Genomic DNA, 25,390 nt, shown 5'->3' with positions numbered 1-25,390 from the left:
CTATCAATATGAAGCGGCATTTTTTTGTGGAGTCTATTTTATTATTTTTTAACATCCGAGTGCCCAAGATCTCGCTCAGGATCGATCACATCTCTCATTCGCTGCTTTAATACTTTAGCCTCAGGAAAACCATCTTCTTCTTTACGACACCAAATTTCCTGACCATTCACTCGAACTTTAAAAATACCGCCTTGCGTTGGTATCAAGGTAACGCTTTTTATATCATCATCAAATGTTGTCAACAGCTCTTGAGACAGCCAAGCCGCACGCAACATCCAGCGACATAAGGTACAATATTCAATTTCTACGGCAGCAGTTCGCATTTGCTTTCTCTCCGATAAATTAACAAGACGTCTTGGAACGCCACTACACAACTAATACTATTGCCCATACACTCAATAAGGAAGTAGCACTATGCGTAAATATCTTATCACCAGCTTGGCTCTGTTCGCGCTTTGTTCACAAGCATATGCGACAGAAGTCGATATTTTAACCAATCAAGGCACAATCCGAGTCGATCTAAATGATGACGCTGCGCCTAAATCTGTTGCCAACTTTCTACGTTATGCCGATGAAGGCTTCTATAACGGCACTATTTTCCACCGAGTAATACGCGGCTTCATGGTACAAGGCGGTGGTTTTACCAAAGACCTAGAGCGCAAGACAACCCATAAAGCCGTTGCCTATGAAGGTGATAATGGACTAGCTAATAACCGTGGCACTCTTGCCATGGCGCGGACTCAAGATCCAAACAGTGCTACATCACAATTCTTTATCAACCAAGTCGATAACGCCTTTTTGAATCATGGCGCTCGTGGCGCTGCAGGCTATACCGTTTTTGGTGAAGTTACTTCTGGTATGGATATTGTGGACGCCATTTCTGCAGTACCAACATCAACGGTTGGCCCTTACCAAAACGTTCCGACCGAACCTGTTATTATCGAGAGCATCACGCGTGTTAACTAGTTACCAATTAGAATCTCCTACTTTAACTTGGGGTGAGGATGGCGCACCTCACTCCAACCAGTTTGACGATGTCTATTTTGACAAAGAGTCAGGGCTGGAAGAAACACGTCACGTTTTTTTAAAAAACAACCAACTAAGCGAACGTTGGGCGTCACTACAAAAAAACGCCTTTGTGATTGCCGAAACAGGCTTTGGCACAGGATTAAACTTTTTATGCGCTTGGCAGGCTTTTTTAACCGAAGCCGCCAGCGATAAACAGCTGCACTTTATCTCGGTCGAAAAATACCCAATGACCAAGAGCATGCTGACTGACGCGCTAAAGATGTGGCCGTCTATAAGCCATTTAAGTCAACAACTAATCGACGCTTACCCTGAAGTTTGCCACGGGTTGCACCGCGTGGAGCTAGAGCAAGGCCGAATCCAATTAACACTGTGGTTTGGTGAAGCAGAAGATGGCTTCGCTGCGTTAGATGCCGACGTTGATGCTTGGTTTTTAGATGGCTTTGCTCCCAGCAAAAACCCAGAAATGTGGTCAGACAATCTGTTTAAGCATATCCACCGCCTTAGCCATCAAGGCACAACCTTCTCCACCTTCACCGCTGCTGGGATTGTGCGCAGAGGCTTAAAAAACGTTGGCTTTGATGTTCGTAAAGTAAAAGGTTTTGGTCAAAAAAGAGAAATGACGGTCGGTGAACTGAATAGCTCAACTGCGCCGTTATCTGAACGCATGTCCCAAGGTCAATCTTGGTTCAATCTTCGTAAAGATAATACATCAGAAGTCACCACAGTATTGGTCGTCGGTGCTGGATTGGCAGGTGCCAATACCGCTTATGCGCTCGCTAAACAAGGCATTAAAGTAGAAGTATGGGAACAAGGTAATTGCATTGCTGGCGGTGCGTCAGGTAATCCACAAGGCATGCTTTATCCTAAGCTAGCCTCTCAAGATACGCCAGTGAATCGCTTTTATTTATCAGCTTATTTACACGCAACTCGTTTATATTCCAGCTTAGATAAAAACAAACAATTCTGGGACGCCTGCGGATTAATACAAATACCGAAACACGACAAAGAAGCCGGACGCTTTCAAAAACTACTCGATGAAAAGCTCTATCCAGAAGCCATATTACAAGCATCCAAAGACAGAGAAGACAGTTTGCTCTTGCCTCTATCTGGCTGGGTTGTGCTGACAAAACTTTGCGAGACACTTTTGTCTCACGAAAACATTCATGTTTGTTTAAATACAAAGCTTGAAAGCCTCTCAGCTGTTGAAGCAGGTGGCCAAACCGTTGGCTGGCAAGCACGCCCCAAGTATCAAGAAGCTCCACTTAACGACCAACAAACACGCTTTTCGCATGTTGTGCTATGCACGGCAAATGATACAAAAGCTTTAGGAGTAACACCTAACACTCCAGACTATCCGATTCGTGGACAAGTCTCGTTTATTGATATTGAAAAAGCCAAAGTCGCTTGCCAAGCCATCGGTGAGTCTACCGATAAAATAGACTTCGATAAGGTTCTTTGTGAGTTTGGCTATGTTTCCCCTTCGATAAACAACTTGCTGCACTTTGGCTCGACATACGATCTAAAAGACCTAGATGATCAAGTAAGAGAAGAAGGGCATAAACGCAATTTAGCCATTTTAGAAAGCCTGCTTTTATTGCCAAAAGAAACATTTAACAGTGAGGATTGTGGTGGACGAGTATCGTTCAGATGTGCCGTGCCAGATTACACGCCGATTGTTGGACCGGTTCAATCAGAGGACGTTTATCAGCAAGCCTACTCAACTTTAACTAAGAATGCGAAGTGGCAAAGTAATGAGGTTGCAGAGCCTATAAAACAGCTCTACATCAATATCGGGCACGGTTCGAGAGGACTTATTTCTACGCCATTAAGTGGAAGTTATATTGCCAGCTTGATCACTGGCACTCCTTCTCCTTTAGAGCAACAGGTAAGCCATAAACTGCACCCAAGCCGCTTTATCATTCGCGACCTAAAACGCAGCCAAAACCTTTAATACAGCACAAGAACTTAAACCTATAGTTCTTTAACTCACTGCATTGAGTAAATTCTGAAAAAACTCAATGCAGTGATATTTACGCCATCATTCTCTTATGATTCAAACAACTCACAAGCACTTGGAATAAGCTCAACAAATCGACTAGAGGTTTGAGGACGGAATACATAATGATTAAGTTCTGGCAACAAAGCCCTTAGCTTATCGCTCAGTTGCAACAAACTTGGATTAATTGGCTCATAAGGATAAACGTGGTCCTGTAGGCTCAATTTATGCAATTCATCAAGTTCATCTTGCAATATGCCTTTCATCGCAAAAAAGCGATCTTTCTGATTAATATCGTTGGTTTCCCAATAGGCATCGGAAAACGCGGAATTTAATTCATAAAAGATATGCAATGCATCAGCAACATTTTTTTTAGACATGTTATCTCCATCTTTATTGAGCAATCTTCATATTGCCACTTGTATTGTTTAACCCTAACCTTATAACCTACATTCTAAACGTGAATCGATATAGGTGAATACCCCTTGAGTACAACAATGCATCATGCCGTGACTTCTGACAATCTATGGCCATCTTTACAAGCGGAAGCAAAAAAGCTTGCACAAGATGAGCCTATTTTGGCCAGCTATTTCAATACTACTATCTTACGCCATGAATCATTGTGTTCTGCTTTAAGTTTTTTACTCGCCAGCAAGCTAGACAGCATATCAATTCCCGCTATGGTATTACGAGAAGTATTCGAAGAAGCCATGGCAGATACTAACTCTGGCATTGTCAGATGCATCGAGCAAGATATTTTAGCGATAAAAGAAAGGGACGCTGCTTGCGATACATTTACTACGCCACTGCTGTTTTTTAAAGGCTTCCACGCCTTACAAACGTATCGTGTAGCAAACTGGTTATGGAAAAACAATCGCAAGAGCTTAGCCCTGTATCTACAAGGACAAATGTCGATGGTATTTAGTGTCGACATCCATCCAGCAGCAACAATAGGCTGTGGAGTCATGCTAGACCACGCCACAGGCCTTGTGGTGGGTGAAACCTGTGTTATTGAAGACAACGTATCTATTTTGCAATCGGTCACTCTAGGCGGCACAGGTAAAGAGCACGGCGATCGTCATCCTAAGATACGTTCAGGTGTATTAATTGGTGCCGGTGCTAAAATTCTTGGCAATATTGAAATCGGTGAAGGCGCGAAAATTGGTGCGGGGAGCGTAGTATTAGAACCTGTTGAACACCACACAACTGTTGCCGGTGTTCCTGCAAAAATCGTAGGTCGCAACACTGGTGAAGAGCCATCGAGAGTGATGGATCACAATATTAACCATTGTGTTCGAGATTGTGTGGAATAACGAAAAAATTACGACCTCACATGAGGTCGTAATTACTTAAATCACTTTTCGGAACCATCTTAATGGTTTCGCTCTCTGTATCAAACAACAGCACAGCTTCCCCGTTTCGTAACGACCTGAGCGCCTGCTCGCGCTTTTGCGCTGCCGACAAATCATAGTCACCATAATCAGTGCCATCACGCGACACAATATCATCCAAAATGGTTTCTAGCGTATCTGGTGCTAATGAATCATAAGGTATTAAGGTATCCAATTAGATCGCTCCATGTTGATTAAGCAAAGCAATGACACCCGCTTCATCAATAACTGGCACATTAAGAGACTGCGCTTTGGTGAGTTTCGAACCGGCTTTTTCACCAGCAACTAAGCAATCTGTTTTCGCTGAGACTGAACCACTCACCTTAGCACCTAATGATTGCAACTTGTCTTTTACTTGATCGCGACTAAATTGGCTTAATGAACCCGTTACAACATAGGTTTTACCAGACAAGGGTAACTCATCAGCTGAAACTTGCTGCTTCTTCTCCCAAACAACACCAGCAGCTAACAAGCCTTTAATGGTATCTCGATTTAATTCCTGATCAAAAAACAAACGTACGTGTTGAGCTACAATGGGGCCGACATCTTCCACCTCTACCAAGGTTTCTTGATCTGCCGCCATCAAATCATCTAGCTCAGTAAAATAGCTGGTCAAGGCACGAGCCGTTGCTTCACCCACTTCTCGAATACCCAAGGAGTAGATAAAGCGGTTAAATTGCGTATTCTTTGCCGTCTCGATTGAAGCAAGAAGCTTTTCGACTGACTTTTGCCCCATACGCTCCATGGATAACAAGGTGTCCTTTTTCTCGACTAGGGTAAAAATATCCACCGGCGTTTTAACAAGTTCCTGATCCACCAGCTGCTCAATCAGCTTATCGCCAAGGCCGTCAACATCCATCGCTTTACGAGAAACAAAATGCTTTAGAGACTCTTTTAGCTGCGCACCACACACCAAACCGCCAGTACAGCGAATGATGGCTTCACCTTCAACTTGTTCCAAGTCCGAGCCACAAACAGGACAAGCTTCTGGAAAAATAACATCCGTCACATCATCAGGGCGCTTATCTAAAACTACCTGAACGACTTTAGGAATCACGTCACCTGCGCGATGAACAATCACAAAGTCATTCACTTTTACACCTAATCGAGCGATCTCGTCTTTGTTGTGCAAGGTTGCATTAGAAACCGTCACACCGCCAACAAATACTGGTTCTAATCGCGCAACAGGTGTAATAGCGCCAGTACGACCCACCTGGAAATCAACACCTAACACTCGAGTCATTTCTTCCTGAGCGGGGAATTTTCTGGCGATGGCCCAACGTGGCGCACGCGCAATAAAACCAAGTTGATTCTGTAAGGCAATTTGATCAACTTTATAAACAATACCATCGATATCATAAGACAAGTTTGCACGCTTTTCGTTGAGCATTTCGTAATAATCAATACAACCTTGTGCGCCTTCAGCTGTTGCCATTAGATCATTGGTACGAAAACCCCACTCGCTTAATTTCAGCAGGCCTTCGTAGTGACTTTTCGGCTGATCCCAACCTTCTACATAACCAATTGAATACGCACACATCACCAAGGGACGAGTGGCAGTAATCTTAGGATCAAGCTGGCGTAAGCTGCCTGCTGCCGCATTACGAGGGTTAACAAAAGTCTTTTCGCCTTGTTCAACCGCTAAGGCATTCAGTTTTTCGAAGCCTTCTTTTGGCATATAGATTTCGCCGCGAACTTCTAATACTGCTGGCGGCGTTTGAGTGCGCAGTTTCAGAGGTACAGAATAGATCGTTTTGATATTCGACGTAATGTCTTCACCAGATAACCCATCACCGCGCGTCACGCCTCGTACCAAACGTCCGTTTTCATAACGCAAACTAATTGCCAAGCCATCTAATTTCGGTTCGCAACAATACGTCACATGATCGGTATTGAGTAATTTGCGAATGCGCTGATCAAAATCAGACAAAGACTCATTGTCAAAGGCATTGTCTAAAGACAACATAGGAACAGTATGAGCGACATTAGCAAAACCGCTGTCTGGCTTTTCGCCAACTCGCTGGGTTGGAGAATCCTCTTGAATCCACTCTGGGTGCTCGGCCTCTATAGATTGAAGCTGACAATAATCACGGTCGTATACTGCATCAGGAACGATTGGTTCGTCTTTTACATGATAAGCATAGCTATAATCGTTAAGTTGCTGAATCAGGTCCAGCATCTGCTGATGCGTCATGTCTTTCTCTTGGGTCATATATAAATAAACTCGAAATTTTCTGCAGGCTTGTATTAAAAATAAACATCAAAACAATCAAGGCCCCTTAGGGCCTTGATATCATTACTGTTTGTTGCGCATTAATCGGCGGCGCTCAAAATCGCGAATTCGCTGACGACAATGAGCAATCGTTTGATCACTCATCGGAGTTCGGCGCTCATCACGCAGCTCCCCACCTAGGTTACGCACTAAGGTCTGAGCTGTTTCAAGCATGAAGTCGAACGCTTTCATGCTATTTTTTGGACCTGGCAAGCCCATGAAGAAGCTAACACCTGAGCAATCGCTTTCTCCCATAGTTTCTAAATCAAAAGTGCCCGGCTCGATAGCATTTGCCATACTGAACTGCACTCGACCACGATCGAAACCATCTTCATGACGATGGAAAATATCCATTTCACCGTAGCGCATACCGCAATTTAAGATAAGCTGAAGCAGCTCCATACCAGAGAAGTTTTGCTCTTCAGGGGCAAAAATATTAATCACGATGACTTCTTCTATTTCAGCAATACTGTTGTCTTCTTGATCACCTTCGTTAATACCATCAATCACACTATTCGGTGTCACTTGATCGATATCAATTTCTGAATAACTGCGTTCATAGTCCTCATCAAAATGACCGTCATAGCTATTATTAGTCTCTATAGCAAAATCCAAATCAAGATCATCTTGCTCATAAAAGCCATCATCAGAATAGTTTTGCTCAGATACTGCAGAATCGCCAAAATCTCGCTCAGGCACCAAAGAAGCCAACTCATCAAGGTGCATTTCTTCACCTCTATCCAGCTCTGGACCAGAATCAACTTTATGAGGGACATCGGCTAACGGCGATTTTGCCGTTTTCCTAGCATTCTCAAAAGCATTAACGATAGGATCTTGTGACGATTTTACTCGTTCACTTGAAGAGACTTTACTATACCCAACGGCAGAGCCTTGACGCACTAGTGCATCATCATCTGATTCATCTATATCAGAGAAGTCATTATCTGCCTGGGCATATTCCTGCCCTTTTTTATACCGACGAAATCCATCTATGAGGATAACGACAATAATGACGACCCCAATCAAGATTAGCCACTCACGCAAGCTAAATTCCATTACTCATTCCGAATTGCATCAATTAATGTTGATCGTATTATCAAACGAAGCGGCTTAGGATTCAATTACAAGGCTACGTTGATTACGAAAATCTCTTTACGATTTGTAAGTAAACCATGCTTTGTACCGATAATTCGACCTTTTGTAAGATCATTGTCATTAATATTCGCCAATTTAACCACTAAATCGACTCTATTAACTTCCGCCAAGGTTACAGTTGGCATTAAGGAGTCAAGATTTGTTAACAAAATAGGCTGCCCCAAATCCTCAGGAAATACTCTTTGTATGGCGATTGGCATTTTTTGCCCCTTAACCACAGCATAAACTAGCAAAATATCGTCTCTTTTCCATGTCAACTTACTGGCATCCCATTCAATTTCCACCACTAACTGATCGGTAATAATGGGCGCAACTTGCTGATAATCAATTCGGCCTAATTCTCGTGCTTTACTAATCGCCGACAATAACGCCAAGCGTTCCGTTGAATGTACGCTATAACGAATCGCCTCTTGCCAAGCTAATACGGCGCCTAAATAGTTTTGTTGTGCAAAATTAGCCACACCTTTCAAATCCAGAGCCGTGGCTTGGGTTGGTGCCACTTGCAGAATAGCATCAACAATTTTTAGCATTTTATCGGAACTTTGGCCCCCATTCGCATAAAAAATAGCTTGAGCGTATTCAACCAATAAGTTCACACGGTTTTCGGCATTGCGCGGTAGTTTTTCTAATGCCATCTCAAACGCAACTACCGCTTCTTGATACTTTTCAGCACCGACATAATCTGTCGCTAAATAATACCAATCCTCAACTCTGTCATAACGCGCACTGCGATATTTTAAAAAATCGCTCACTTTCTGCGGAGTCAGTTGCTGCGTTTGCAAATCTTGTGTAAAAGCCACATCTTTCGAATAACCAATTTGTTGATACAGACTCACACTACCCAAAACGGCAACAACTACTACACAAAGCATGACCCAACGAGCAAAGAGAATATCATTATGAAAAAAGCGTTTTTGTCGGCCATCAATAGAATTCTCCTCATAATCTACATCAGATAACAACTGCAAAGATTCGCTCGGAGTCAATCGACCCGCATCCTCTTCTTCCGCGATTTCTTTTCGGCGTACCATAGAAAACGCTTGTATATTTTGATCGTCTTTATTATTTGAATACTTACCCAAACGATGAGTAATAGAGCCGAAAAGATAGACAATACTCATCACCATCATGGTGGCCATCAGCAAATATGCGATCATCATAAATCTCGTCCTCGTCGTTTACGGTTCGCCATCACCACTACAACAAAAGCCAAAAGCCCTATTCCAAGCAGAATAAACGGACCATACCAAAGTAAAAATGTTGCAGTTGAATGCTGTGGACGATACAAAACAAAAGAGCCATATCGCGCCACCATGTAATCAACAATTTCCTGATCCGTTTTACCTTGCTCTATCATCTGATGGACAAGCTCACGAAGGTCAACAGCAATGCCAGAGCCAGAGTCTGCCAAGTTTTGATTCTGACATTTTGGGCAACGTAATTCTTCAACCAAACTTTGATAACGTGTTTTGTTCAATTCTGAGCTAAAGGTCATTTGCTCCTGTGCAAAAACTGATAAGGAAAGAAGCACAGCAATAGATAAGAAAACATCTCTAATAAGCATCATTTCATATAGCCTTTTATTTCAGGCCAATTTTCGGCATTAATCACACCTTGATGTCGATAAACCACTACACCAGAACGATCAACAACAAAGGTTTCAGGTGCGCCTGTGACACCCATATCAACGCCAAAGTTGCCGATCTCATCCATCAATATGACTTGATAAGGATTACCCTTTTGCTCTAACCATTGCTCCGCAAGCACTTTCTCATCTTTGTAATCGATGCCAACAATAGGCACACCAGAATTTGCCAGCTCCATTAAAAAAGGGTGTTCAACATGACAAGCAGGACACCAAGTTCCCCAAAAATTAATCAAATACGGCGTATTCGGTAAATCTTTGTGCGTATAAACCTGATCGTCTTGCAACGACACCAAGGTGAACTCGGGTACTTTTTTTCCCACCAAGGCTGAAGGCATATACTGAGCATCTTTGCCGAGCTGCAAATAAAACACTACGCTAAGTATCAGAAAAACTGCCAACGGCATAAAAAACAGCAACTTCCGCATAGTTAAACTCCTGCTCGTTTTCGATAGCGTTTATCTAGCGCAGCCAACAAACCACCAGCCATCATCATCAAACCGCCAAGCCAAATCCAACGCACAAAAGATTTCACGTAAATTCGTACGCCCCATGCGGAATCATCCAGTCGTTCCCCCAAGGAAACATACAAGTCGCGAGTAAAACCAGCATCTAATGCTGCTTCCGTCATGACTTGCTGACGAGTTGAAAAAAAACGCTTTTCTGGATGTAGAACAGCAACAGCTTTACCAGCTTTACCAGCTTTACCAGCTTTACCAGCTTTACCAGCTTTATAGACGGTAAATTGCCCTTTGCTTGCCACGTAATTTGGTCCTTTCACTTGTTCCATTTGATCAAACTGAAATTCATAGCCTGCGATAGTTGCTCGATCCCCGGGAGATAATCGCAACATAGATTCATGGCTATTGACGCTAACCAATACAATCCCCACCAAGGTAACGACCATACCAAGGTGCGCCAATAACATACCGTAGTAATTTCTTGGTAATTGACGAGCGCGAAGAATAATCCCTTTTGTACCAGCAGAGACTTTTCCAAACCAATCAGAGAAGGATAAGAACACCACCCAAAATGCCACCGCCAAACTCAGCCAAGCGATAAAACCAAACCCATAACAATAAACAACCAAGCCCGCCGATAAGGTAGCGATACACGCTGAGATAGAACAAACCTTAAAAAACACACTAAATTTCGTATGGTGCCATTTTGATAAAGGGCCAACCGCCATAAAAACCATCAGCAAGAGAGCGATTGGTGTGAAAACGCTATTGAAATATGGTGCGCCAACAGAGATTTTACCCAGCCCTAACGCATCAAATATTAAAGGGTACAAGGTACCTAATAATACCGTTAACGTCAGAACCGTTAATAGGATGTTATTGAGCAGCAACCAAGCTTCTCGTCCTGTTACACCAAAAGACACGGTAGAACGCACCTCAGCCGCTCGAATGGCATACAACAACAAACTGCCTCCAACGAGCACCAAGAGCAAAGCAAGAATAAAAATACCGCGAGTAGGATCAGCGGCAAAAGAATGCACCGAAGTTAGTACGCCAGAGCGAACCAAAAATGCTCCTAGTAAGGAAAGACTAAATGTAAAAATCGCTAATAAGACAGTCCAGCTTTTAAACACACCACGCTTCTCGGTGACAGCAAGAGAATGCAACAAAGCCGTTCCCGCTAACCAGGGCATAAAAGACGCGTTTTCTACTGGGTCCCAAAACCACCAGCCGCCCCACCCTAGTTCGTAATACGCCCACCAACTTCCCAGTGTGATGCCTAAAGTCAGAAACGCCCACGACGCTGCTGTCCAAGGTCTTGCCCAACGCGCCCAAGAAGAATTTAAGTTGCCTGTAATCAAAGCGGCAATAGCAAAGGCAAATGCTACGGAGAAGCCAACATAGCCCATATACAAAACAGGAGGGTGAACAATCAAACCAAAATCCTGTAAAAGTGGATTCAGGTCACCGCCATCCGCAGGCACATCCGGTAATAAACGAGCAAAAGGAGAAGAGGTAAAAAGCAAGAAGGATAAAAAACCAACACAGACCATACCTAACACAGATAAAACCACGGGCCCGATATCTTCCGGTAAAGTTCTTATCTTTAACGCAACGGCGGAACACCAGCCAGACAAGATAAGTACCCACAATAATAATGACCCTTCATGCCCGCCCCACAAAGCACTAAATTTGTACCAAACAGGCAACTGGCTATTGGAGTTCTGGCTGACATACAACACAGAAAAGTCATCCGTTAGAAACGACAAGCTCAAAGTGACAAAACTTACCAACACCAAGGCCGACATAATAAAAGTCAATGGCAGAGCGCTTTCCAACAACAGTCGATTGCCTTTCCAATAACCAATCAAAGGCACCGAGGCCAGCGACAAGGCAAAAAATAACGACAATATCAGTGAAAATTGACCAATTTCAGGAAACATAAACAGCCTAAATTAATAAGTAGATTGCGCGGACTCTGCGCTCTCGCCCATCGAACGTTGGGTATTTTTCAATGCTTCAGTGATTTCTGGCGGCATGTATTTTTCATCATGTTTAGCCAAGACTTCGGTCGCTTCAAACACGCCGTCATTATTTAGCTTACCCTGAGCCACAATGCCCTGACCTTCTCGAAATAGATCAGGTAAAATCCCACGATACTTAATGGTGACTTTGTGCTGAAAATCAGTCACATCAAAAGCGACCACCAAAGTGTCAGGGTTACGTTTAACACTGCCTTTCACTACCATTCCACCCGCGCGAATATTGGTATTTCGTGGCGCTTCACCCATAGCAATTTGGGAAGGAGAAAAGAATAAATTAATATTCTGCTGCAAGGCATACATTACCAAGGCAACCGCTACGCTCAATATCAACACAATGGCGGTTATGACTAACAGACGTTTTTTTCTTACTGAATGCATTAGCGGGTTTGATTCCTCAAAAAGCGTTTACGTAACGTGTCTCGGGTTTTGCGGCGTGTTGCTAGCGTATTCCAAACCAACCAAACTAAAGCCAAAGCACTAAAACCATAAGCTGACCAAACATAAACGCCGTGTGTTCCCATCATCAAAAACTCTGACAAACTATTAAAGGCCATGTTCCATTACCTCTTGTTTCACCCAGCTCGATCTATGTTCGCGAATTAATATCTCAGACTGCATACGCCAAAGAACCACAGCAGCCACGAAACAGTACAAACCAATCACTGAAAAGAGTAAGGGCAACCACATTTCTGCAGGCATTTCAGGCTTTTTAGTGAGCGTAAACGTCGGCCCTTGGTGTAAGGTTTCCAGCAGCACCACCGAATACTTAATAATGGGTAAGTTAATCAGCCCTACGACACTAATAACAGCAGCGGCTTTATTCGCGAGAACCTGATCCTCTAAAGAGTTTTGCAACGCGATAATGCCCATATAGAGAAAAAACAACACTAGAACAGAAGTAAGTCTTGCATCCCAAACCCACCAAGTTCCCCAGGTGGGTTTGCCCCAAATGGCACCCGAAACCAAAGCGATCAACGCCATAATCGCGCCAATTGGCGCCATTGCCTTAATAAAAATAGGCGCCATTTTCATCTGCCAGACAAGAAACACAAAACCTGATACGCCCAATGCTAAGTAACAAGATTGCGCCAACATAGCGACGGGCACATGAATATAAATAATGCGAAAACTGTTACCTTGCTGGTAATCTGCGGGAGCAAAAGCAAGCCCCCACACTAGGCCGATAACAAGGCAAAAGCAGCCAAAACAAAACACAGGCAACGGCCAAGATTTAGACCAAGAAAAAAACCACTTAGGTGAACCTAATTTATGAAACCATGCCCAACTCATCAGTTTACACTCGCTTTGACTGCAATCGCCGTCATGAAAGGTGATATAACTAAAGACATTAAAGACATAGCTAACAACATTGCCAATAACCCTGAATAAGGCAAACTTGCTTGTGCAGCTTTAACCGCTAACGTCGAAAAAATAATCACTGGCAAATAAAACGGCAATATCAGTAACATTACCAGTATGGCACCTTGTTTTATTGATACCGTTAAAGCCGCACCAATCACACCAATAAAAAACAAGTTAGGTGTACCTACAAGTAAGGACATGATCAACACCCAGAAACCTGATCTTGGCAGATATAACATTTCACTTAATAAAGGCATCATAACAAGCAAAGGCAATACAACAGCCAGCCATTGCGCGACGACTTTTAGCAAGATTAATAAAGGCAGTGACAACCCACTAACAACCAGCTGCTCCAAAGAACCATCTCGATAATCTTCTTTGAACATACTTTCTACAGCCATCAAAATAGCCAATACCGCAGCACACCAGACGATACCTGCCGCCGCTGGCGCCAGAAAATCAGGCGAAGAACTAATCCCTATCGGAAACAAAGCAACCACAATAATGAAAAACAACAGCGCATTAAAAACGTCTTGTTTACGACGCCACAACACCAAAAATTCAGACGCTAAAAAAGAAGAATACGTCATAACAACGCTACGTCACGAGGAGCAATGGACAGCAAGTCCTGGTGGGTGGTTAATATCACCAAGCCACCTAACAACACATGCTGTTGAATACGCTCCTCTAGCAGGGCAACTCCTCTGACATCTAAAGACGCAAAGGGTTCGTCCAACAGCCAAAGTGTTTTTTTATTTAACCATAACCGCGCCAAAGCGACTCGTCGAGCTTGGCCTGCGGATAATTTTTTCACCAGCACATCGACCTGATCTATAAGGCCTAACTGAGTTAACACCGAATACAACATGCTTGTAGAAACGTCAGGACAATACCAACGAAGATTTTCAGCAACAGTAAGCAGGCTTTTAACACCAATAGAATGACCTAGATAGATTGCATCTTGCTGTAAAGAATTTCTGTCTAAGGTGACATCCTCGCCCGAATACAATATTTGCCCCTCTAGAGGCGAAAGCACACCAGCGATGACTTTTAACAAAGAACTCTTACCTGCCCCATTTTCTCCTAGAATACGCACTACATCACCAGACTGAACACTAAAAGAAAGCCCTTTACATAGGTCTCTTTCCCCACGCTCGATCCAAAGGTCTGATATTGTTAAAGAAGCAGAAGATTGCAAAAGATTTATCCAATTCGGCCGATATAAGGGTCAAGGTTAACATTGTTTGGCTACACTATTTTAACTGTACGGCTTAACCATACCGAACAGCCCAAACATTATATGAGAAGCGTTTCTAAAAGCACAAATCAATCGGCTATTTAATCAACAGGCAGGCTACATGATCTCTGACATCCAATCTATGCTTAATGCATCATCAGGCAAGCAGAGCAATGCGACTAACAGCAGTAGCAATAATATATTAGGCAACACAGGAACAATTGCGAAATTAAGCAGTGAAATAAAACTAATCGAAAATCTCAGCCTGATTAAATTTCAGGGCAGCGAGTCTCTTAATTTTCAAGGCAAACCAGCCCAACTGTTGCATGCAACCAGTGCACAACAGCCATTTACTCTTGTTAATACTGGCGCGCCCATCGACATTAGTGATATCCAAAATGCCAAATTAAATAAAACCAATTCTCTGCAAGCCTCCCTGACTCTTCCTGTAGAGAATCAAACCAGCAAAACGGGCGTCAATCAAAATGCACCTCAAGTTAGGCAAGCTGATAATCTTATGCTGGCATCTCGTGTCGTAAACTTAACGGTTACCTCAGTAACACCTGCGACAAACAATACTGGTAATGCTCCACTTTCTACAACAGCAAATTCTCAACCAACAACCGTAACGCCCCAGACTTCTGGCGTTCAGACTTCCAGTGCTCAAACCTCTAGTGCTCAGACAACGAGTCCTCAAACAGTACCCCCTCAACTCGCCGCGACAAACATTCAGGCCAAGACAACCAATCAACCGTTGACAGTGAATACGCCGCAACTAGCTACGAGCATTCAAACGACCACAGCAACAGTCACCCAATCAAACCCACAACTAGCAAGGGTTTCTGATGGTAAAACAGAGTTTCCTATTCTTAGTCAAACGCCATTGAAAAAAGGCGATGTCGTACGAGTCATGGTCGACGCCAATAACAATATGCAGGTGTTGCCAGCAAAAACTAGTGCGACAGCGCCTACTGTTCAAACAGAAGCACTTAAACAAAGCCTACCGAAGCAGTTGTCTCTTGGGGATATGTCTCAGCTCGTCAAACAATTACACAGCCTAAACGAGACGTCGAATGCGAACTTGCTACCGCAAACGCAACAAGCGCTTAAACAGCTGATGCAAAATATGCCAACGTTGGGAGCCCTAACAACCTCGCCAGAAGCTATGAAACAGGCCATTCAAACAAGCGGGCTATTCTCTGAATCATTACTGGCTAATGACAGTAAAACGCAAATACCCGCCGACCTAAAACTCAATCTGACAAAGTTAAAAGACGCCCAGGAAAGCATTGGCCCTATGCGTCTTGGCAGTATTCCAACAGAACAAATTGCAAATGCAATCGAACGCATTACCACCAGCCAGTTACGGCATTTTTCAGAACCTAATCAGTTCAACACTCCAACCTATCCCTTGCATATAGAACTACCAATTAAACATGGTCAATCACCAAGTTTTGTACAAATAGAGATAGATAAAGACGCAAGTTCAGAAGAGCAAGAGAAACGAGATAGGCGCTGGCTGGTAAAACTAAAGTTTGATTTTGAAGAAACAGGAAGATTCGATGCGAGAGCCAGTATCCAAGCAAATAAAGTTGGAATACTCTTTGCCGCAGAAGACCCAGAAACGGTACAAAAATTACAAAAGAATCTGTCTACATTGAAACAACAATTAAAAGACAAAGACATTGAGATCGAAAGATTAGACGCTTTTCAAGCTAAACTCGATAAAGAAAAAACTAATATTGTTAAGACTCAATCGTTAATAGATGTGAGAACATAATGCAAAAAGCAGTCGCTTTAAAATATGACTTTAGCGCAGCACCAACAGTCGTCGCAAAAGGAAATGGTTTACTTGCTGAAAAAATCTTGGCAGTTGCGAAGGAGAATGGCGTTCTACTTCACCAAAGCCCTGAGCTTGTAGAAATGCTCAGCACTTTGGAATTAGGAGAAGAAATACCGGAATCATTGTATCTAGCAGTCGCAGAGGTGATCGCTTTTGCACATAAAATCAAAGATCATCAGTGGTAATCAGAGTTCCTACGTGACTCTTGCTTTAATAAGCTGATCAATTCTGCTTCAGCTCGTATAAGACCGCATTTAGAAACCAAATCATCAATAGTCGCGCCCATTTCCAAAAGCTCCATAGCGCGATTGTATGAGACCCCACCCTCTTTCGATAAAATTTCAGATTGCTTTTCTACAGCGAGATTCAATTTTTTCTCAATAGCTACCAAGCGTCGCCCCATCCCTATTGATCCTGAGGCAAGTACTTGCACTTGCTTTTTTTGATTCAATTCTGCTTCTGCGTGATGCTGCTTCATGCGCTCTAGCCGTTTCGATAATCGAAAAGCCCAAACGACAACCGCAATCAAGATCACAAATTGAAGTATCAAGAGAAGGTTAAATAACCATTGAGATTCCATTTAGTACAACTACCTTAATTACTTACTTCAGACCATTCATCTTCTGATAACAGTTTATCTAGATCGACAAGAATTAATAAAATATCATTTTTATGACAAACACCTTGGATAAACTTAGATGACTCATCATTACCAACATTTGGCGATGGCTCAATCTCAGACTGACGGAGGTAAACCACTTCAGATACTGCATCTACCAGAATACCAATAACATGACCTTCCACTTCAAGAATCATGATACGCGTAGAATCTGTAAGCTCGCCTGATGGCAAGCCAAATCGCTGACAAGTATCAATAACGGTTACAACCGTTCCACGCAAGTGAATAATACCCAAAACATAACTAGGAGCTCCAGGAACTGGGGCTATCTCAGAATAGCGCAGAACTTCTTTTACCTGCATAACATTTACACCGTAGATTTCATTCTCTAAGCGAAATGTCACCCATTGCAACATCGGATCTTCTGACTGATTTGCATTTTTTAACGCTATGCTAGTAGTTGCCATTATTCATCTCCAAAGATCAAAAAATGATCATTACAATTATTTTTGCGTGTTTTTAAATCCATTTTGGGGGTCGTCTAACAATTCTATAAACCCCTGCACATCAAGTATGGCACACATATGATCAATTACCGTACCAGCTAACCAAGGCCTCTTACTTCGATCACTGCGCCACTTCACTTGCGATGGCTCTAAGGTAATAGCCTCTGCCACGCGTTCACAAGCAACACCCCAATCAGTACGGTCAAGCTGTATTACGAATTTAAAATTGTCTTTCATTTCGCCTTCATAATGATTAGGCATTATCCAGCGCGCAGTATCAACAGTACGAAGGTTAAACTCTCCAACATTCGCAACGCCCATGAACCAATCTGGCTGTCCAAATATTGACGTTAACTTATCTCTTCCACTTTGAAAAATCCCACCCAACTCAACCAAAGGTACCGCAAGTTTCAAACCACCGACATAAAAAAGCAAACACTCAAATCTACCTGTCGCCCATGGCAAAGGATCTGTTCTCGAAATTCTCTTAACTGGCTCTGGCTCTGGCTCTGGCTCTGGCTCTGGCTCTGGCTCTGGCTCTGGCTCTGGCTCTGGCTCTGGCTGAATAATATTGGCGTCTTCAGAATCTAATGACAAGCCATCAACTTGAGCCGATATTGCTTCTTCAAAATCCTTAAATGATGCATCTAAAGCTGAAAGTTCTTCTTCACTCAGTCCAGCTTCTGAATCAACCAGTTCAGATTCAACTAAATCAGAATCAACAGGTTCAGGTTCAACAGATTCGGCCTCATCTAACTCTTCTACAGACGGCTCAGATGTCGCCTCTTGTAATAAATCATCAAGATAACGCTGGACAGCTAATTGAGGCCCAACTAAAACTGCTTCTTTACTCTTTGTGTCTTTCATAAACTGTTACTATCCCGCTGGGTTCAGCAAAGAATCCATCAGACTTGCGTAAGCCTTAATTCCTCGAGCATTAGGATCCAGTGCCGAAGGAGCAATACCTGCTGTACTGGCATCTCTTAACTTCGTGTCCACTGGAATCACCGAATGCCATACCAACTCTTCATAGGTATCTTTTAAGCTACGTAAGCTTTTATTGGAAGCCTGAGTACGGCGATCAAAAAGAGTTGGCACAATCAAAAATGGCACTGGACGTTTTCTTGCCCTGTTTATCATGGTCAATGTTCTGACCATTCTTTCTAAACCTTTTATCGCTAAGAACTCAGTTTGTACAGGTATCACTAGTTGCTGACAAGCCGCCAATGCATTAATCATCAACACACCAAGTACAGGAGGGCTATCGATCAACACATAATCGTAGTCATCCCATAAAATTGCCAGTGTTTTAGAAATAACCAACCCCATACCCCCTTGAGCTTGGGCATGACGCTCTAACGTTGCCAATGCTGTAGATGCTGGCATTAAAGATAAATTGGGATGGCCTGTTTCTAATATTAACGATGCAGGTAACTCTTCTGGAATTTTTCCAGTCGCCTGAAAAAGGTTGTAAGCACTCTTTTCTATAGAATCAGGATCAAAACGAAAATAACTCGTCAGTGAGCCATGCGGGTCAAGATCTATCATTAATACCCGATGACCAGCGTCAGCCAACAACCCTGCTAAAGAAACTACTGTGGTCGTTTTACCAACGCCGCCTTTCTGATTCGCCACTGCCCAAATGTGCACTCTGACTCCCCTGATACCCTATGCTGTTATTTTGCTTACGAATTCCTTGCAATCATATACAGTAACACGCTATTGAAACAAGTAATCATAGAGATTATCAGCCTCACGCTTACTAATTCGCAAGATTACACGGCGATTTTGCTGACGAGCATAATCATTTGTGTTTCTTACTTTAGGATGTTCGCTAGAAAAACCGATTGGCGCGATCATTTTTGGGTCTACCCCTCTATAAACCAGCTCATCCACAACAGAGGAAGAGCGCAAACTAGACAAGTGCCAATTCGAAATTAAACGTCTTGAATTAACTGGCAAGTCATCCGTATTGCCCTCAACCAATATCACTGAAGGATGCACCTTTAGAATGTTTGCAACTAGGATTAATAAGGCGACAGCTTCATTCGTTAAATCGTACTCCCCTTGACCAAACAATAAACCAGACTTCAACTCCAAACTTACCCAATCTGCTGATTCAGTGACAGATATTTGACCTGATGCATGTAGTCCTGAAAATTGATTTTCTACGACTTGACTTAATAATGCGTAAACAGCAGAGGAGTTACTCTCCTCTATCGTTGGAGGCGCAGCAGGAATAGGTTTCGTTTCAACCACTTCAATATCTTTTGGCTCCCCAACAATAGGTTCGCCAATATTAATAGGCTTAATCGACTTTTGAACAGCATCGAAAACACCATGAAGGGTTTCTTTAAGGCGTTGTTCATCACCTGAGTTCTTTAATGAAAGGGAATATAGCGCCACAAAAAAAGCGAATAACAGAGTAATGAAATCAGCATAAGAAAGTATCCAACGGTCTCGGCCTTGTGCACCAGATGGTGGTGACTTAGTCACCACACGACGACGCCTCGATACCCGAGGTGGAGTATCACTCATAAGTATTAAGCTCTAACTCTAATCTGTATGGATGCTTACCTGTGGCAATACCACAAATACCATCAATAAGTAGTTGATGGAACAGAAGCTCTTTATCAACATAACCAGTTAACTTCTTAGTAATAGGAAAAATGACTAAGTTGGCAAAGCCTTGGCCATAAAGCGTAGAAACGAAAGCGACAGCAATACCATGCCCTAATGCTTCTGGACTATCTAAATTCGCCATAGCTTGAATCAGACCTAGTACCGAGCCCATGATCCCTAAAGTGGGCGCATACCCTCCTATTGATTCAATAAATGACACACTCTTCATTCGTTTATCATAAATACGAACAGCATCATCATGAAGTCTATCAGCCAATAAGTCAGGATCAGTACCATCAATAGCCATTTGCAAGGCTCGACTCGAAAAACGGTTATTCAACGCTTCAATATCAGACTCTAAAGCAAGCAAGGAGAGCCTTCTAGCTTTATGGGCAAGGTTATTTATCAATGCGCGGGCTGAGTTGAAATCATAAACAGGAGGGAAAAGGCTCCACTTAATCAAAACAAGAGCACGAGCTGCCTCCTGAATACTACTTTGAATAAGTGTAGCGCCAATACTACCAACAATAACGATGATAGCGGAAGGCAGGTTAAGAAGAAGGATTATCTCGCCTCCTCCTAACCAGTTAGCTAGAAATACGGAGCTGAAAGCAATTAATAGTCCTGCTAAGGTAACAAAATCCACTAGCCAACCTCACGTGCAATGCGCTCACCAATATGCTCTAAGTCAATAATATCATCCGCTAAATTAGCTTTTTCTACTGCCATTGGCATACCGTAGATCACACAAGACTCTTCACTTTGAATCCAGACTCTCGAACCTGAATTCTTTAGCATACGAGCACCTTCGCGACCATCAACACCCATACCAGTCATGACAACAGACAGTACTTTTCCCGGATAACATTTTGACGCTGAACCAAAAGTAACATCTACAGAAGGTTTGTAGTTTAGACGCTCATCCCCATCAAGAATACGGACACAGCCGCCATTTCGAGGGTCAATCATCATTTGCTTTCCACCTGGAGCTAATAAAGCAACACCAGCTTGCAAACGATCACCGTCTTGCGCTTCTTTTACTGTAATCTGGCAGATATTGTTTAACCGCTCAGCAAAAGCTCCAGTAAATGCAGCTGGCATATGCTGAACCAACACGAGAGGCGCCGCAAAGTCTTTAGGCAATTTGCTTAATACCGCTTGCAAAGCCATAGGACCACCAGTAGATGTGCCTATGGCAACAAGGCTCACTCGCTTTCTCACACGCGGAATAATAACACCACGCTCAGTTACGATAGGCTTGGGAGCCTCACGTGGAGCAAGCGCAGCAACAGGTCTTCTATCACCTGCAAATCGAGTTCTAGCAACAGCCAGTACCCGATCAACCAATGCACGCTTAACTACAGCCGAATCACGAGAGATATCCTCAAAGTTCTTCGGCATAAAATCAACTGCACCGGCCTCTAGAGCATCTAGAGTAACCTTTGCTCCCTCATGAGTTAATGAGGAAAACATAAGCACAGGCGTTGGCTTAAGCTTCATAATATTGACTACAGCAGCGATACCATCTAACACAGGCATCTCATAATCCATAGTAACAACATCAGGCGATAAGGATTGAACCTTATCTATCGCCTCCCTTCCATTATTTGCAGTACCAACAACGGTTAGTCTAGGATCGGCTTCAAATATTTCGACAAGACGGCGTCTAAAGAAACCTGAATCATCAACAACCAGCACCTTAACAGGCATATCACATCCCCTAAATGAAAAACTTATTACCTAGATGCGTAACACTTAAGCATACTAGGAACATCCAGAATCAATGCAATACGACCATCACCTGTAATTGTTGCACCTGCCATACCAGCGGTACCTTGCAACATTTTACCTAATGGTTTTATAACCACTTCTTCTTGACCAACCAATTGATCAACAACAAAACCGACTTCACTCATGCCCACTTGAACAACAACAACATGAGCTTCAGTAGGTAAATTGTCTCGGCTATTCCCCTTAATTAACCAATTTTTCAGATGAAATATTGGTAAGGTTTTACCTCGAATAACAACAACTTGCTGGCCATCAACCACGTTAGTTTTCTTCAAGTTGAGATGAAAAATCTCGTTAACACTTACTAAAGGAAAAGCAAATGCCTGATCAGATAAAGTCACCATTAGAGTTGGCATAATTGCCAGCGTTAATGGCACTTTTATGATAAAGCGAGACCCCTGCCCAAGAACTGACTTAATCTGCAATGTGCCATTTAGTTGCGAGATTTTCGTCTTAACAACGTCCATCCCTACACCACGACCAGATACATCAGTAATTTCTACTTTAGTAGAAAAGCCTGGAGCAAAGATTAAGTTAAACGCTTCTTCATCAGACAATCTATCCGCTGCATCTGCATCCATTACCCCTTTTTCAACAGCTTTTCTTCTAAGCAGATTAGGATCCATACCAGCACCATCATCTTCGATGGATAGCAAGATATGATCACCTTCCTGTTCAGCAGACAGAATTACCGTCCCCATTCGAGGCTTGCCGCTCGCTTCGCGAACATCGGGCGCTTCTACACCATGATCTACAGAATTACGCACCAAGTGAACTAAAGGATCAGCCAATGCTTCAACTAAGTTCTTATCTAGATCGGTCTCTTCACCACGAAGAACAAGGTTAACCTCTTTCTTCATATTACGAGCAAGATCTCGAACAACTCGTGGAAAACGTCCAAATACTTTTTTGATAGGCTGCATACGCGTTTTCATTACCGCGTTTTGCAGATCACCAGTCACAACATCTAAGTTAGCAACTGCTTTCCCCATCGACTCGTCTTCACTTTGAAGCCCCAATCGAACAAGGCGGTTTCGAACTAATACTAGCTCACCCACCATGTTCATTATGTCATCTAGACGTTTAGTATCTACGCGAACCGTTGCCTCTTGGGTAACAGGTGCGTTAGCCGTTTTCTCTTTAACGCTATCAGCTTCAGGCTCTGGAGCCTTAGGAGCAGGCTTCGGAACAGGTTTAGGCGCTGGTTTTGGCTTAGCAGATGCTGCTTTAGGCTCAGGCTTTGCAGTAGGAGCCTCTGCTTTTTCTGCTCCACCTTTACTTTGTAAGCTATCTAAAAGAGACTCAAATTCATCTTCAGTAATTAAATCAGATTCTGCACCTGCACTAGATGCCGCAGCATTAGTATCAGCTTTAGATTTGTCTTCTTTTTTACCTGAAGCTGGAGTTTCGCCATGAAGCTTATCAAGTAGCTCTTCAAACTCGTCTTCAGTAATTTCGTCAGAAGAAATAGCGCTTGAATTAGTACTATCTTCTGGATCATCATTAATTCCAGGCGCCCCACTACCATGAAGTTGATTCAGCAATGCATCAAATTCATCTTCTGTAATTTCGTCGTCCGTTCTTGGAGCAGTTGATACGCCACTTTTTTCAGTACTATCGTCAGATGAAGTATCACCCAAGGCATCTAGTAAAGATTCAAATTCATCGTCAGAAATATCGACAGATTCATCTGCTACAGAAACTACGTCTTCAGTTTCTTCAACATCAGTATCATCTTGCTCTTCGGCAACATCTTCAACTTCATCTAACTCTTCATCAGCAGCACCTGCAAGTTCTTCTGCAGTTGGAGGCTTCGCATACACACTAAGTGCTGCAATTAACTCTGGTGAAGCACGTTCAGGCTCACCGCCAGCACGTACTGCATCGAACATTTCATTTACAGCATCAAGAGCCTGTAAAACAATATCCATCAAATCAGAATCTATTTTACGCTGACCGTTTCTTAAAATATCAAAAACGTTTTCAGCATAATGGCAACAATCAACCAAAGCAGTTAATTGTAAAAATCCAGCACCACCTTTTACAGTGTGGAAACCACGAAAAATCGCGTTAAGCAGCTGCTTATCGTCTGGATTTTGCTCTAAATCTACCAGTTGTTCGGAAAGCTGCTCTAGAATTTCACCAGCTTCTACCAAAAAATCTTGTAGAATCTCTTCATCGACCTCGAAACTCATCCTCAGCTCCTTCTAGAAACCAAGACTTGATAGCAAGTCGTCTACTTCGTCTTGACTATTCAGTACTTCAGGGTTGTTTTGTTTATTAATAGCTGGGCCATGTCCACGAGTGTCATCGTGTTCAGACTCTTTCTCTTGGTGTTCAATCCCCGAGATACTATCAACGCGTCCAGCAACAGCAACGAGATGCACAAGTTTTTCTTCTACATCTCGAATTAAATCATTCACTCTAGCGATTACTTGACCCGTTAGGTCTTGATAACCTTGCTCTAGAAGAATTGTGTTGAGGTTTGAATGCAAGGTAGTGGCACTGTCATCAGCATAAGACAAAAAGACATCAATACGCTTATACAAGTCTCTAAACTCTTGAGGTGTTAAGTCTCGCTGAATTAAGCGACTCCAGTCTTTTCGCAGTTCCCTTGCCTGACTCTGTAATTCACTAGCCACAGGAACACTACTGTCCACCATGTCCATCGTTTTATTGGCAGCCGCACTAGTCGTTTCAATAACATAGTTCAGTCGATCAGAAGCATCAGTGATTTTAGTAGCAGAATCTTTTCCGCCTTCGCCGACAACTAAGTCAATTGAGTCAATCTGAAAATCACGAATAGCATCATGCAGACTTCGAGTTAAAAACCCCACTTCGTTATAAAAACTTTTATGACGAGCTTCACTTAACTCTTGGATGATTTTAATAGCACCACTGAAATCACCGACTTCAATGTGATTTAAAAGCTCTACAGCACCATCTTTTACTAGGTTTTCAAATTCCACTAGTCCAGATCCCAATACATTTGACATCTAATTTCCCTATTTGGCAGCGTCTATTCGTTCGAATATTTTCTCAATTTTTTCTTTGAGAGCCACCGCAGTAAAAGGCTTAACTACGTAACCGTTCACTCCAGCCTGAGCTGCAGCAATAATTTGGTCACGCTTTGCTTCTGCCGTTACCATAAGAACTGGAATGCTTTTCAACTTTTCATCAGCACGAACTGCACGAAGCAGCTCAATACCAGTCATGCCAGGCATATTCCAATCAGTAACAAGAAAATCAATTGTTCCAGCTTGAAGTATAGGCAACGCAGTTGTTCCATCATCAGCTTCAACTGTATTGGTAAACCCTAAATCCCGTAATAAGTTTTTAATGATTCGTCTCATTGTCGAGAAATCATCAACAATCAGGATCTTCATGTTTTTATCCAATGCAACCTCCACACCCCA

At 42.8% G+C, this 25,390-nt stretch carries 29 protein-coding genes; 5 read left to right on the top strand and 24 right to left on the bottom strand.

Features of this window, described 5'->3' with window-relative positions:
* Nucleotides 1–41 precede the first annotated feature (41 nt).
* Complete coding sequence (locus CCS02_RS20585) at nt 42–323, bottom strand: SelT/SelW/SelH family protein (protein ID WP_072841292.1); 282 nt, start codon at nt 321–323, stop codon at nt 42–44.
* 91 nt (nt 324–414) lie between these two features.
* On the opposite strand from CCS02_RS20585, the gene CCS02_RS20580 reads away from it, so the two are divergent.
* Nucleotides 415–966 carry a peptidylprolyl isomerase gene (locus CCS02_RS20580; protein ID WP_100637569.1) on the top strand — a complete coding sequence of 184 codons (552 nt, stop codon included), beginning with the start codon at nt 415–417 and terminating at the stop codon, nt 964–966.
* Nucleotides 956–2,980 (top strand): bifunctional tRNA (5-methylaminomethyl-2-thiouridine)(34)-methyltransferase MnmD/FAD-dependent 5-carboxymethylaminomethyl-2-thiouridine(34) oxidoreductase MnmC, encoded by a 2,025-nt coding sequence (gene mnmC / locus CCS02_RS20575; RefSeq protein WP_100637568.1) that lies wholly within the window; start codon nt 956–958, stop codon nt 2,978–2,980. Before CCS02_RS20580 ends, mnmC begins: the two co-directional genes overlap by 11 nt.
* 95 nt (nt 2,981–3,075) lie before the next feature.
* Here mnmC and CCS02_RS20570 read toward each other — a convergent pair whose 3' ends face one another.
* Nucleotides 3,076–3,405, bottom strand: a complete 330-nt coding sequence (locus tag CCS02_RS20570; protein WP_072841289.1) for a hypothetical protein — start codon at nt 3,403–3,405, stop codon at nt 3,076–3,078.
* A 117-nt stretch (nt 3,406–3,522) separates the two neighbouring features.
* Between CCS02_RS20570 and cysE the strand changes: the two genes are divergently transcribed.
* Complete coding sequence (gene cysE / locus CCS02_RS20565; RefSeq protein ID WP_072841288.1) at nt 3,523–4,338, top strand: serine O-acetyltransferase; 816 nt, start codon at nt 3,523–3,525, stop codon at nt 4,336–4,338.
* A gap of 16 nt (nt 4,339–4,354) precedes the next feature.
* Here the strand turns inward: cysE and CCS02_RS20560 are convergent, their stop codons facing one another.
* The 12 genes from CCS02_RS20560 to ccmA all read right to left on the bottom strand — a co-directional run bounded on the left by CCS02_RS20560 (nt 4,355) and on the right by ccmA (nt 14,554).
* Nucleotides 4,355–4,591, bottom strand: coding sequence for a YheU family protein (locus tag CCS02_RS20560; protein ID WP_072841287.1), 237 nt, complete (start codon nt 4,589–4,591; stop codon nt 4,355–4,357).
* Entirely contained in the window at nt 4,592–6,610 is a 2,019-nt protein-coding gene (gene ligA / locus CCS02_RS20555; RefSeq protein WP_100637567.1) for an NAD-dependent DNA ligase LigA, read from the bottom strand.
* A gap of 102 nt (nt 6,611–6,712) precedes the next feature.
* A complete protein-coding gene (gene zipA / locus CCS02_RS20550; protein WP_100637566.1) occupies nt 6,713–7,744 on the bottom strand; it encodes a cell division protein ZipA in 1,032 nt (343 codons plus the stop codon).
* A gap of 65 nt (nt 7,745–7,809) precedes the next feature.
* Complete coding sequence (locus tag CCS02_RS20545) at nt 7,810–9,003, bottom strand: tetratricopeptide repeat protein (RefSeq protein ID WP_232728930.1); 1,194 nt, start codon at nt 9,001–9,003, stop codon at nt 7,810–7,812.
* A complete protein-coding gene (locus CCS02_RS20540; RefSeq protein ID WP_072841284.1) occupies nt 9,000–9,410 on the bottom strand; it encodes a cytochrome c-type biogenesis protein in 411 nt (136 codons plus the stop codon). Before CCS02_RS20540 ends, CCS02_RS20545 begins: the two co-directional genes overlap by 4 nt.
* Nucleotides 9,407–9,916, bottom strand: coding sequence for a DsbE family thiol:disulfide interchange protein (locus CCS02_RS20535; RefSeq protein ID WP_100637565.1), 510 nt, complete (start codon nt 9,914–9,916; stop codon nt 9,407–9,409). Before CCS02_RS20535 ends, CCS02_RS20540 begins: the two co-directional genes overlap by 4 nt.
* A 2-nt stretch (nt 9,917–9,918) precedes the next feature.
* Nucleotides 9,919–11,892 carry a heme lyase CcmF/NrfE family subunit gene (locus CCS02_RS20530; RefSeq protein WP_100637564.1) on the bottom strand — a complete coding sequence of 658 codons (1,974 nt, stop codon included), beginning with the start codon at nt 11,890–11,892 and terminating at the stop codon, nt 9,919–9,921.
* Between the two features lie 12 nt (nt 11,893–11,904).
* Nucleotides 11,905–12,372: a cytochrome c maturation protein CcmE gene (gene ccmE / locus CCS02_RS20525; RefSeq protein ID WP_100637563.1), complete on the bottom strand. Its 468-nt coding sequence runs from the start codon at nt 12,370–12,372 to the stop codon at nt 11,905–11,907.
* Complete coding sequence (gene ccmD / locus CCS02_RS20520) at nt 12,372–12,548, bottom strand: heme exporter protein CcmD (RefSeq protein WP_100187093.1); 177 nt, start codon at nt 12,546–12,548, stop codon at nt 12,372–12,374. Before ccmD ends, ccmE begins: the two co-directional genes overlap by 1 nt.
* Nucleotides 12,538–13,284 carry a heme ABC transporter permease gene (locus CCS02_RS20515; protein WP_100637562.1) on the bottom strand — a complete coding sequence of 249 codons (747 nt, stop codon included), beginning with the start codon at nt 13,282–13,284 and terminating at the stop codon, nt 12,538–12,540. The genes ccmD and CCS02_RS20515 overlap by 11 nt, the downstream gene beginning before the upstream one ends.
* Nucleotides 13,284–13,946 (bottom strand): heme exporter protein CcmB, encoded by a 663-nt coding sequence (gene ccmB / locus CCS02_RS20510; RefSeq protein WP_100637561.1) that lies wholly within the window; start codon nt 13,944–13,946, stop codon nt 13,284–13,286. The genes CCS02_RS20515 and ccmB overlap by 1 nt, the downstream gene beginning before the upstream one ends.
* The gene (gene ccmA, locus CCS02_RS20505; protein WP_100637560.1) at nt 13,943–14,554 is read right to left on the bottom strand and encodes a cytochrome c biogenesis heme-transporting ATPase CcmA; all 612 of its coding nucleotides are present in this window, start codon (nt 14,552–14,554) and stop codon (nt 13,943–13,945) included. The genes ccmB and ccmA overlap by 4 nt, the downstream gene beginning before the upstream one ends.
* Nucleotides 14,555–14,714: 160 nt before the next feature.
* Here ccmA and fliK point away from each other — a divergent pair, with 160 nt between their 5' ends.
* Both fliK and CCS02_RS20495 read left to right on the top strand, forming a co-directional pair.
* Nucleotides 14,715–16,373 carry a flagellar hook-length control protein FliK gene (gene fliK, locus CCS02_RS20500; protein ID WP_100637559.1) on the top strand — a complete coding sequence of 553 codons (1,659 nt, stop codon included), beginning with the start codon at nt 14,715–14,717 and terminating at the stop codon, nt 16,371–16,373.
* Entirely contained in the window at nt 16,373–16,621 is a 249-nt protein-coding gene (locus CCS02_RS20495) for an EscU/YscU/HrcU family type III secretion system export apparatus switch protein (RefSeq protein ID WP_072841275.1), read from the top strand. Before fliK ends, CCS02_RS20495 begins: the two co-directional genes overlap by 1 nt.
* On the opposite strand, the gene CCS02_RS20490 is transcribed toward CCS02_RS20495, so the two are convergent.
* The 10 genes from CCS02_RS20490 to CCS02_RS20445 all read right to left on the bottom strand — a co-directional run bounded on the left by CCS02_RS20490 (nt 16,612) and on the right by CCS02_RS20445 (nt 25,360).
* Nucleotides 16,612–17,016: a DUF2802 domain-containing protein gene (locus tag CCS02_RS20490; RefSeq protein ID WP_072841274.1), complete on the bottom strand. Its 405-nt coding sequence runs from the start codon at nt 17,014–17,016 to the stop codon at nt 16,612–16,614. The two genes, CCS02_RS20495 and CCS02_RS20490, sit on opposite strands and share 10 nt — an antisense overlap.
* Before the next feature lie 14 nt (nt 17,017–17,030).
* Nucleotides 17,031–17,522, bottom strand: a complete 492-nt coding sequence (locus tag CCS02_RS20485; protein ID WP_012071089.1) for a chemotaxis protein CheW — start codon at nt 17,520–17,522, stop codon at nt 17,031–17,033.
* A 36-nt stretch (nt 17,523–17,558) separates the two neighbouring features.
* On the bottom strand, nt 17,559–18,428 hold the full coding sequence (locus CCS02_RS20480) for a chemotaxis protein CheW (RefSeq protein ID WP_100637558.1): 870 nt from the start codon (nt 18,426–18,428) through the stop codon (nt 17,559–17,561).
* 9 nt (nt 18,429–18,437) lie between these two features.
* A complete protein-coding gene (locus CCS02_RS20475) occupies nt 18,438–19,211 on the bottom strand; it encodes a ParA family protein (RefSeq protein ID WP_072841273.1) in 774 nt (257 codons plus the stop codon).
* A gap of 69 nt (nt 19,212–19,280) precedes the next feature.
* The gene (locus tag CCS02_RS20470; RefSeq protein ID WP_072841272.1) at nt 19,281–20,099 is read right to left on the bottom strand and encodes a flagellar motor protein MotB; all 819 of its coding nucleotides are present in this window, start codon (nt 20,097–20,099) and stop codon (nt 19,281–19,283) included.
* Nucleotides 20,092–20,829, bottom strand: a complete 738-nt coding sequence (locus CCS02_RS20465) for a flagellar motor protein (protein ID WP_072841271.1) — start codon at nt 20,827–20,829, stop codon at nt 20,092–20,094. Before CCS02_RS20465 ends, CCS02_RS20470 begins: the two co-directional genes overlap by 8 nt.
* The gene (locus CCS02_RS20460) at nt 20,829–21,893 is read right to left on the bottom strand and encodes a protein-glutamate methylesterase/protein-glutamine glutaminase (RefSeq protein WP_072841270.1); all 1,065 of its coding nucleotides are present in this window, start codon (nt 21,891–21,893) and stop codon (nt 20,829–20,831) included. The genes CCS02_RS20465 and CCS02_RS20460 overlap by 1 nt, the downstream gene beginning before the upstream one ends.
* 26 nt (nt 21,894–21,919) lie before the next feature.
* Entirely contained in the window at nt 21,920–24,169 is a 2,250-nt protein-coding gene (locus CCS02_RS20455; protein ID WP_100637557.1) for a chemotaxis protein CheA, read from the bottom strand.
* Nucleotides 24,170–24,181: 12 nt separating this feature from the next.
* Entirely contained in the window at nt 24,182–24,970 is a 789-nt protein-coding gene (locus CCS02_RS20450; protein WP_100187085.1) for a protein phosphatase CheZ, read from the bottom strand.
* Between the two features lie 9 nt (nt 24,971–24,979).
* Nucleotides 24,980–25,360 carry a chemotaxis response regulator CheY gene (locus tag CCS02_RS20445; protein ID WP_012071097.1) on the bottom strand — a complete coding sequence of 127 codons (381 nt, stop codon included), beginning with the start codon at nt 25,358–25,360 and terminating at the stop codon, nt 24,980–24,982.
* Between the last annotated feature and the right edge of the window lie 30 nt (nt 25,361–25,390).

Origin of the sequence: Marinomonas sp. ef1 (assembly GCF_002806845.1) — a bacterium.
Classification (GTDB): domain Bacteria; phylum Pseudomonadota; class Gammaproteobacteria; order Pseudomonadales; family Marinomonadaceae; genus Marinomonas; species Marinomonas polaris.
Note: the sequence above shows the minus strand (reverse complement) of the source record. Positions and strands in the feature narration are given on the sequence as shown.

What these genes read in the sequence shown, in the direction of transcription:
- CCS02_RS20585 (WP_072841292.1), bottom strand. Translation starts at nt 323, where the DNA reads ATGCGAACTGCTGCCGTAGAAATTGAATATTGTACCTTATGTCGCTGG.
- CCS02_RS20580 (WP_100637569.1), top strand. Translation starts at nt 415, where the DNA reads ATGCGTAAATATCTTATCACCAGCTTGGCTCTGTTCGCGCTTTGTTCA.
- CCS02_RS20570 (WP_072841289.1), bottom strand. Translation starts at nt 3,405, where the DNA reads ATGTCTAAAAAAAATGTTGCTGATGCATTGCATATCTTTTATGAATTA.
- cysE (WP_072841288.1), top strand. Translation starts at nt 3,523, where the DNA reads ATGCATCATGCCGTGACTTCTGACAATCTATGGCCATCTTTACAAGCG.
- ligA (WP_100637567.1), bottom strand. Translation starts at nt 6,610, where the DNA reads ATGACGCATCAGCAGATGCTGGACCTGATTCAGCAACTTAACGATTAT.
- zipA (WP_100637566.1), bottom strand. Translation starts at nt 7,744, where the DNA reads ATGGAATTTAGCTTGCGTGAGTGGCTAATCTTGATTGGGGTCGTCATT.
- CCS02_RS20545 (WP_232728930.1), bottom strand. Translation starts at nt 9,003, where the DNA reads ATGATGATCGCATATTTGCTGATGGCCACCATGATGGTGATGAGTATT.
- CCS02_RS20540 (WP_072841284.1), bottom strand. Translation starts at nt 9,410, where the DNA reads ATGATGCTTATTAGAGATGTTTTCTTATCTATTGCTGTGCTTCTTTCC.
- CCS02_RS20535 (WP_100637565.1), bottom strand. Translation starts at nt 9,916, where the DNA reads ATGCGGAAGTTGCTGTTTTTTATGCCGTTGGCAGTTTTTCTGATACTT.
- CCS02_RS20530 (WP_100637564.1), bottom strand. Translation starts at nt 11,892, where the DNA reads ATGTTTCCTGAAATTGGTCAATTTTCACTGATATTGTCGTTATTTTTT.
- ccmE (WP_100637563.1), bottom strand. Translation starts at nt 12,372, where the DNA reads ATGCATTCAGTAAGAAAAAAACGTCTGTTAGTCATAACCGCCATTGTG.
- ccmD (WP_100187093.1), bottom strand. Translation starts at nt 12,548, where the DNA reads ATGGCCTTTAATAGTTTGTCAGAGTTTTTGATGATGGGAACACACGGC.
- CCS02_RS20515 (WP_100637562.1), bottom strand. Translation starts at nt 13,284, where the DNA reads ATGAGTTGGGCATGGTTTCATAAATTAGGTTCACCTAAGTGGTTTTTT.
- ccmB (WP_100637561.1), bottom strand. Translation starts at nt 13,946, where the DNA reads ATGACGTATTCTTCTTTTTTAGCGTCTGAATTTTTGGTGTTGTGGCGT.
- fliK (WP_100637559.1), top strand. Translation starts at nt 14,715, where the DNA reads ATGATCTCTGACATCCAATCTATGCTTAATGCATCATCAGGCAAGCAG.
- CCS02_RS20495 (WP_072841275.1), top strand. Translation starts at nt 16,373, where the DNA reads ATGCAAAAAGCAGTCGCTTTAAAATATGACTTTAGCGCAGCACCAACA.
- CCS02_RS20490 (WP_072841274.1), bottom strand. Translation starts at nt 17,016, where the DNA reads ATGGAATCTCAATGGTTATTTAACCTTCTCTTGATACTTCAATTTGTG.
- CCS02_RS20485 (WP_012071089.1), bottom strand. Translation starts at nt 17,522, where the DNA reads ATGGCAACTACTAGCATAGCGTTAAAAAATGCAAATCAGTCAGAAGAT.
- CCS02_RS20480 (WP_100637558.1), bottom strand. Translation starts at nt 18,428, where the DNA reads ATGAAAGACACAAAGAGTAAAGAAGCAGTTTTAGTTGGGCCTCAATTA.
- CCS02_RS20470 (WP_072841272.1), bottom strand. Translation starts at nt 20,099, where the DNA reads ATGAGTGATACTCCACCTCGGGTATCGAGGCGTCGTCGTGTGGTGACT.
- CCS02_RS20460 (WP_072841270.1), bottom strand. Translation starts at nt 21,893, where the DNA reads ATGCCTGTTAAGGTGCTGGTTGTTGATGATTCAGGTTTCTTTAGACGC.
- CCS02_RS20455 (WP_100637557.1), bottom strand. Translation starts at nt 24,169, where the DNA reads ATGAGTTTCGAGGTCGATGAAGAGATTCTACAAGATTTTTTGGTAGAA.
- CCS02_RS20450 (WP_100187085.1), bottom strand. Translation starts at nt 24,970, where the DNA reads ATGTCAAATGTATTGGGATCTGGACTAGTGGAATTTGAAAACCTAGTA.
- CCS02_RS20445 (WP_012071097.1), bottom strand. Translation starts at nt 25,360, where the DNA reads ATGAAGATCCTGATTGTTGATGATTTCTCGACAATGAGACGAATCATT.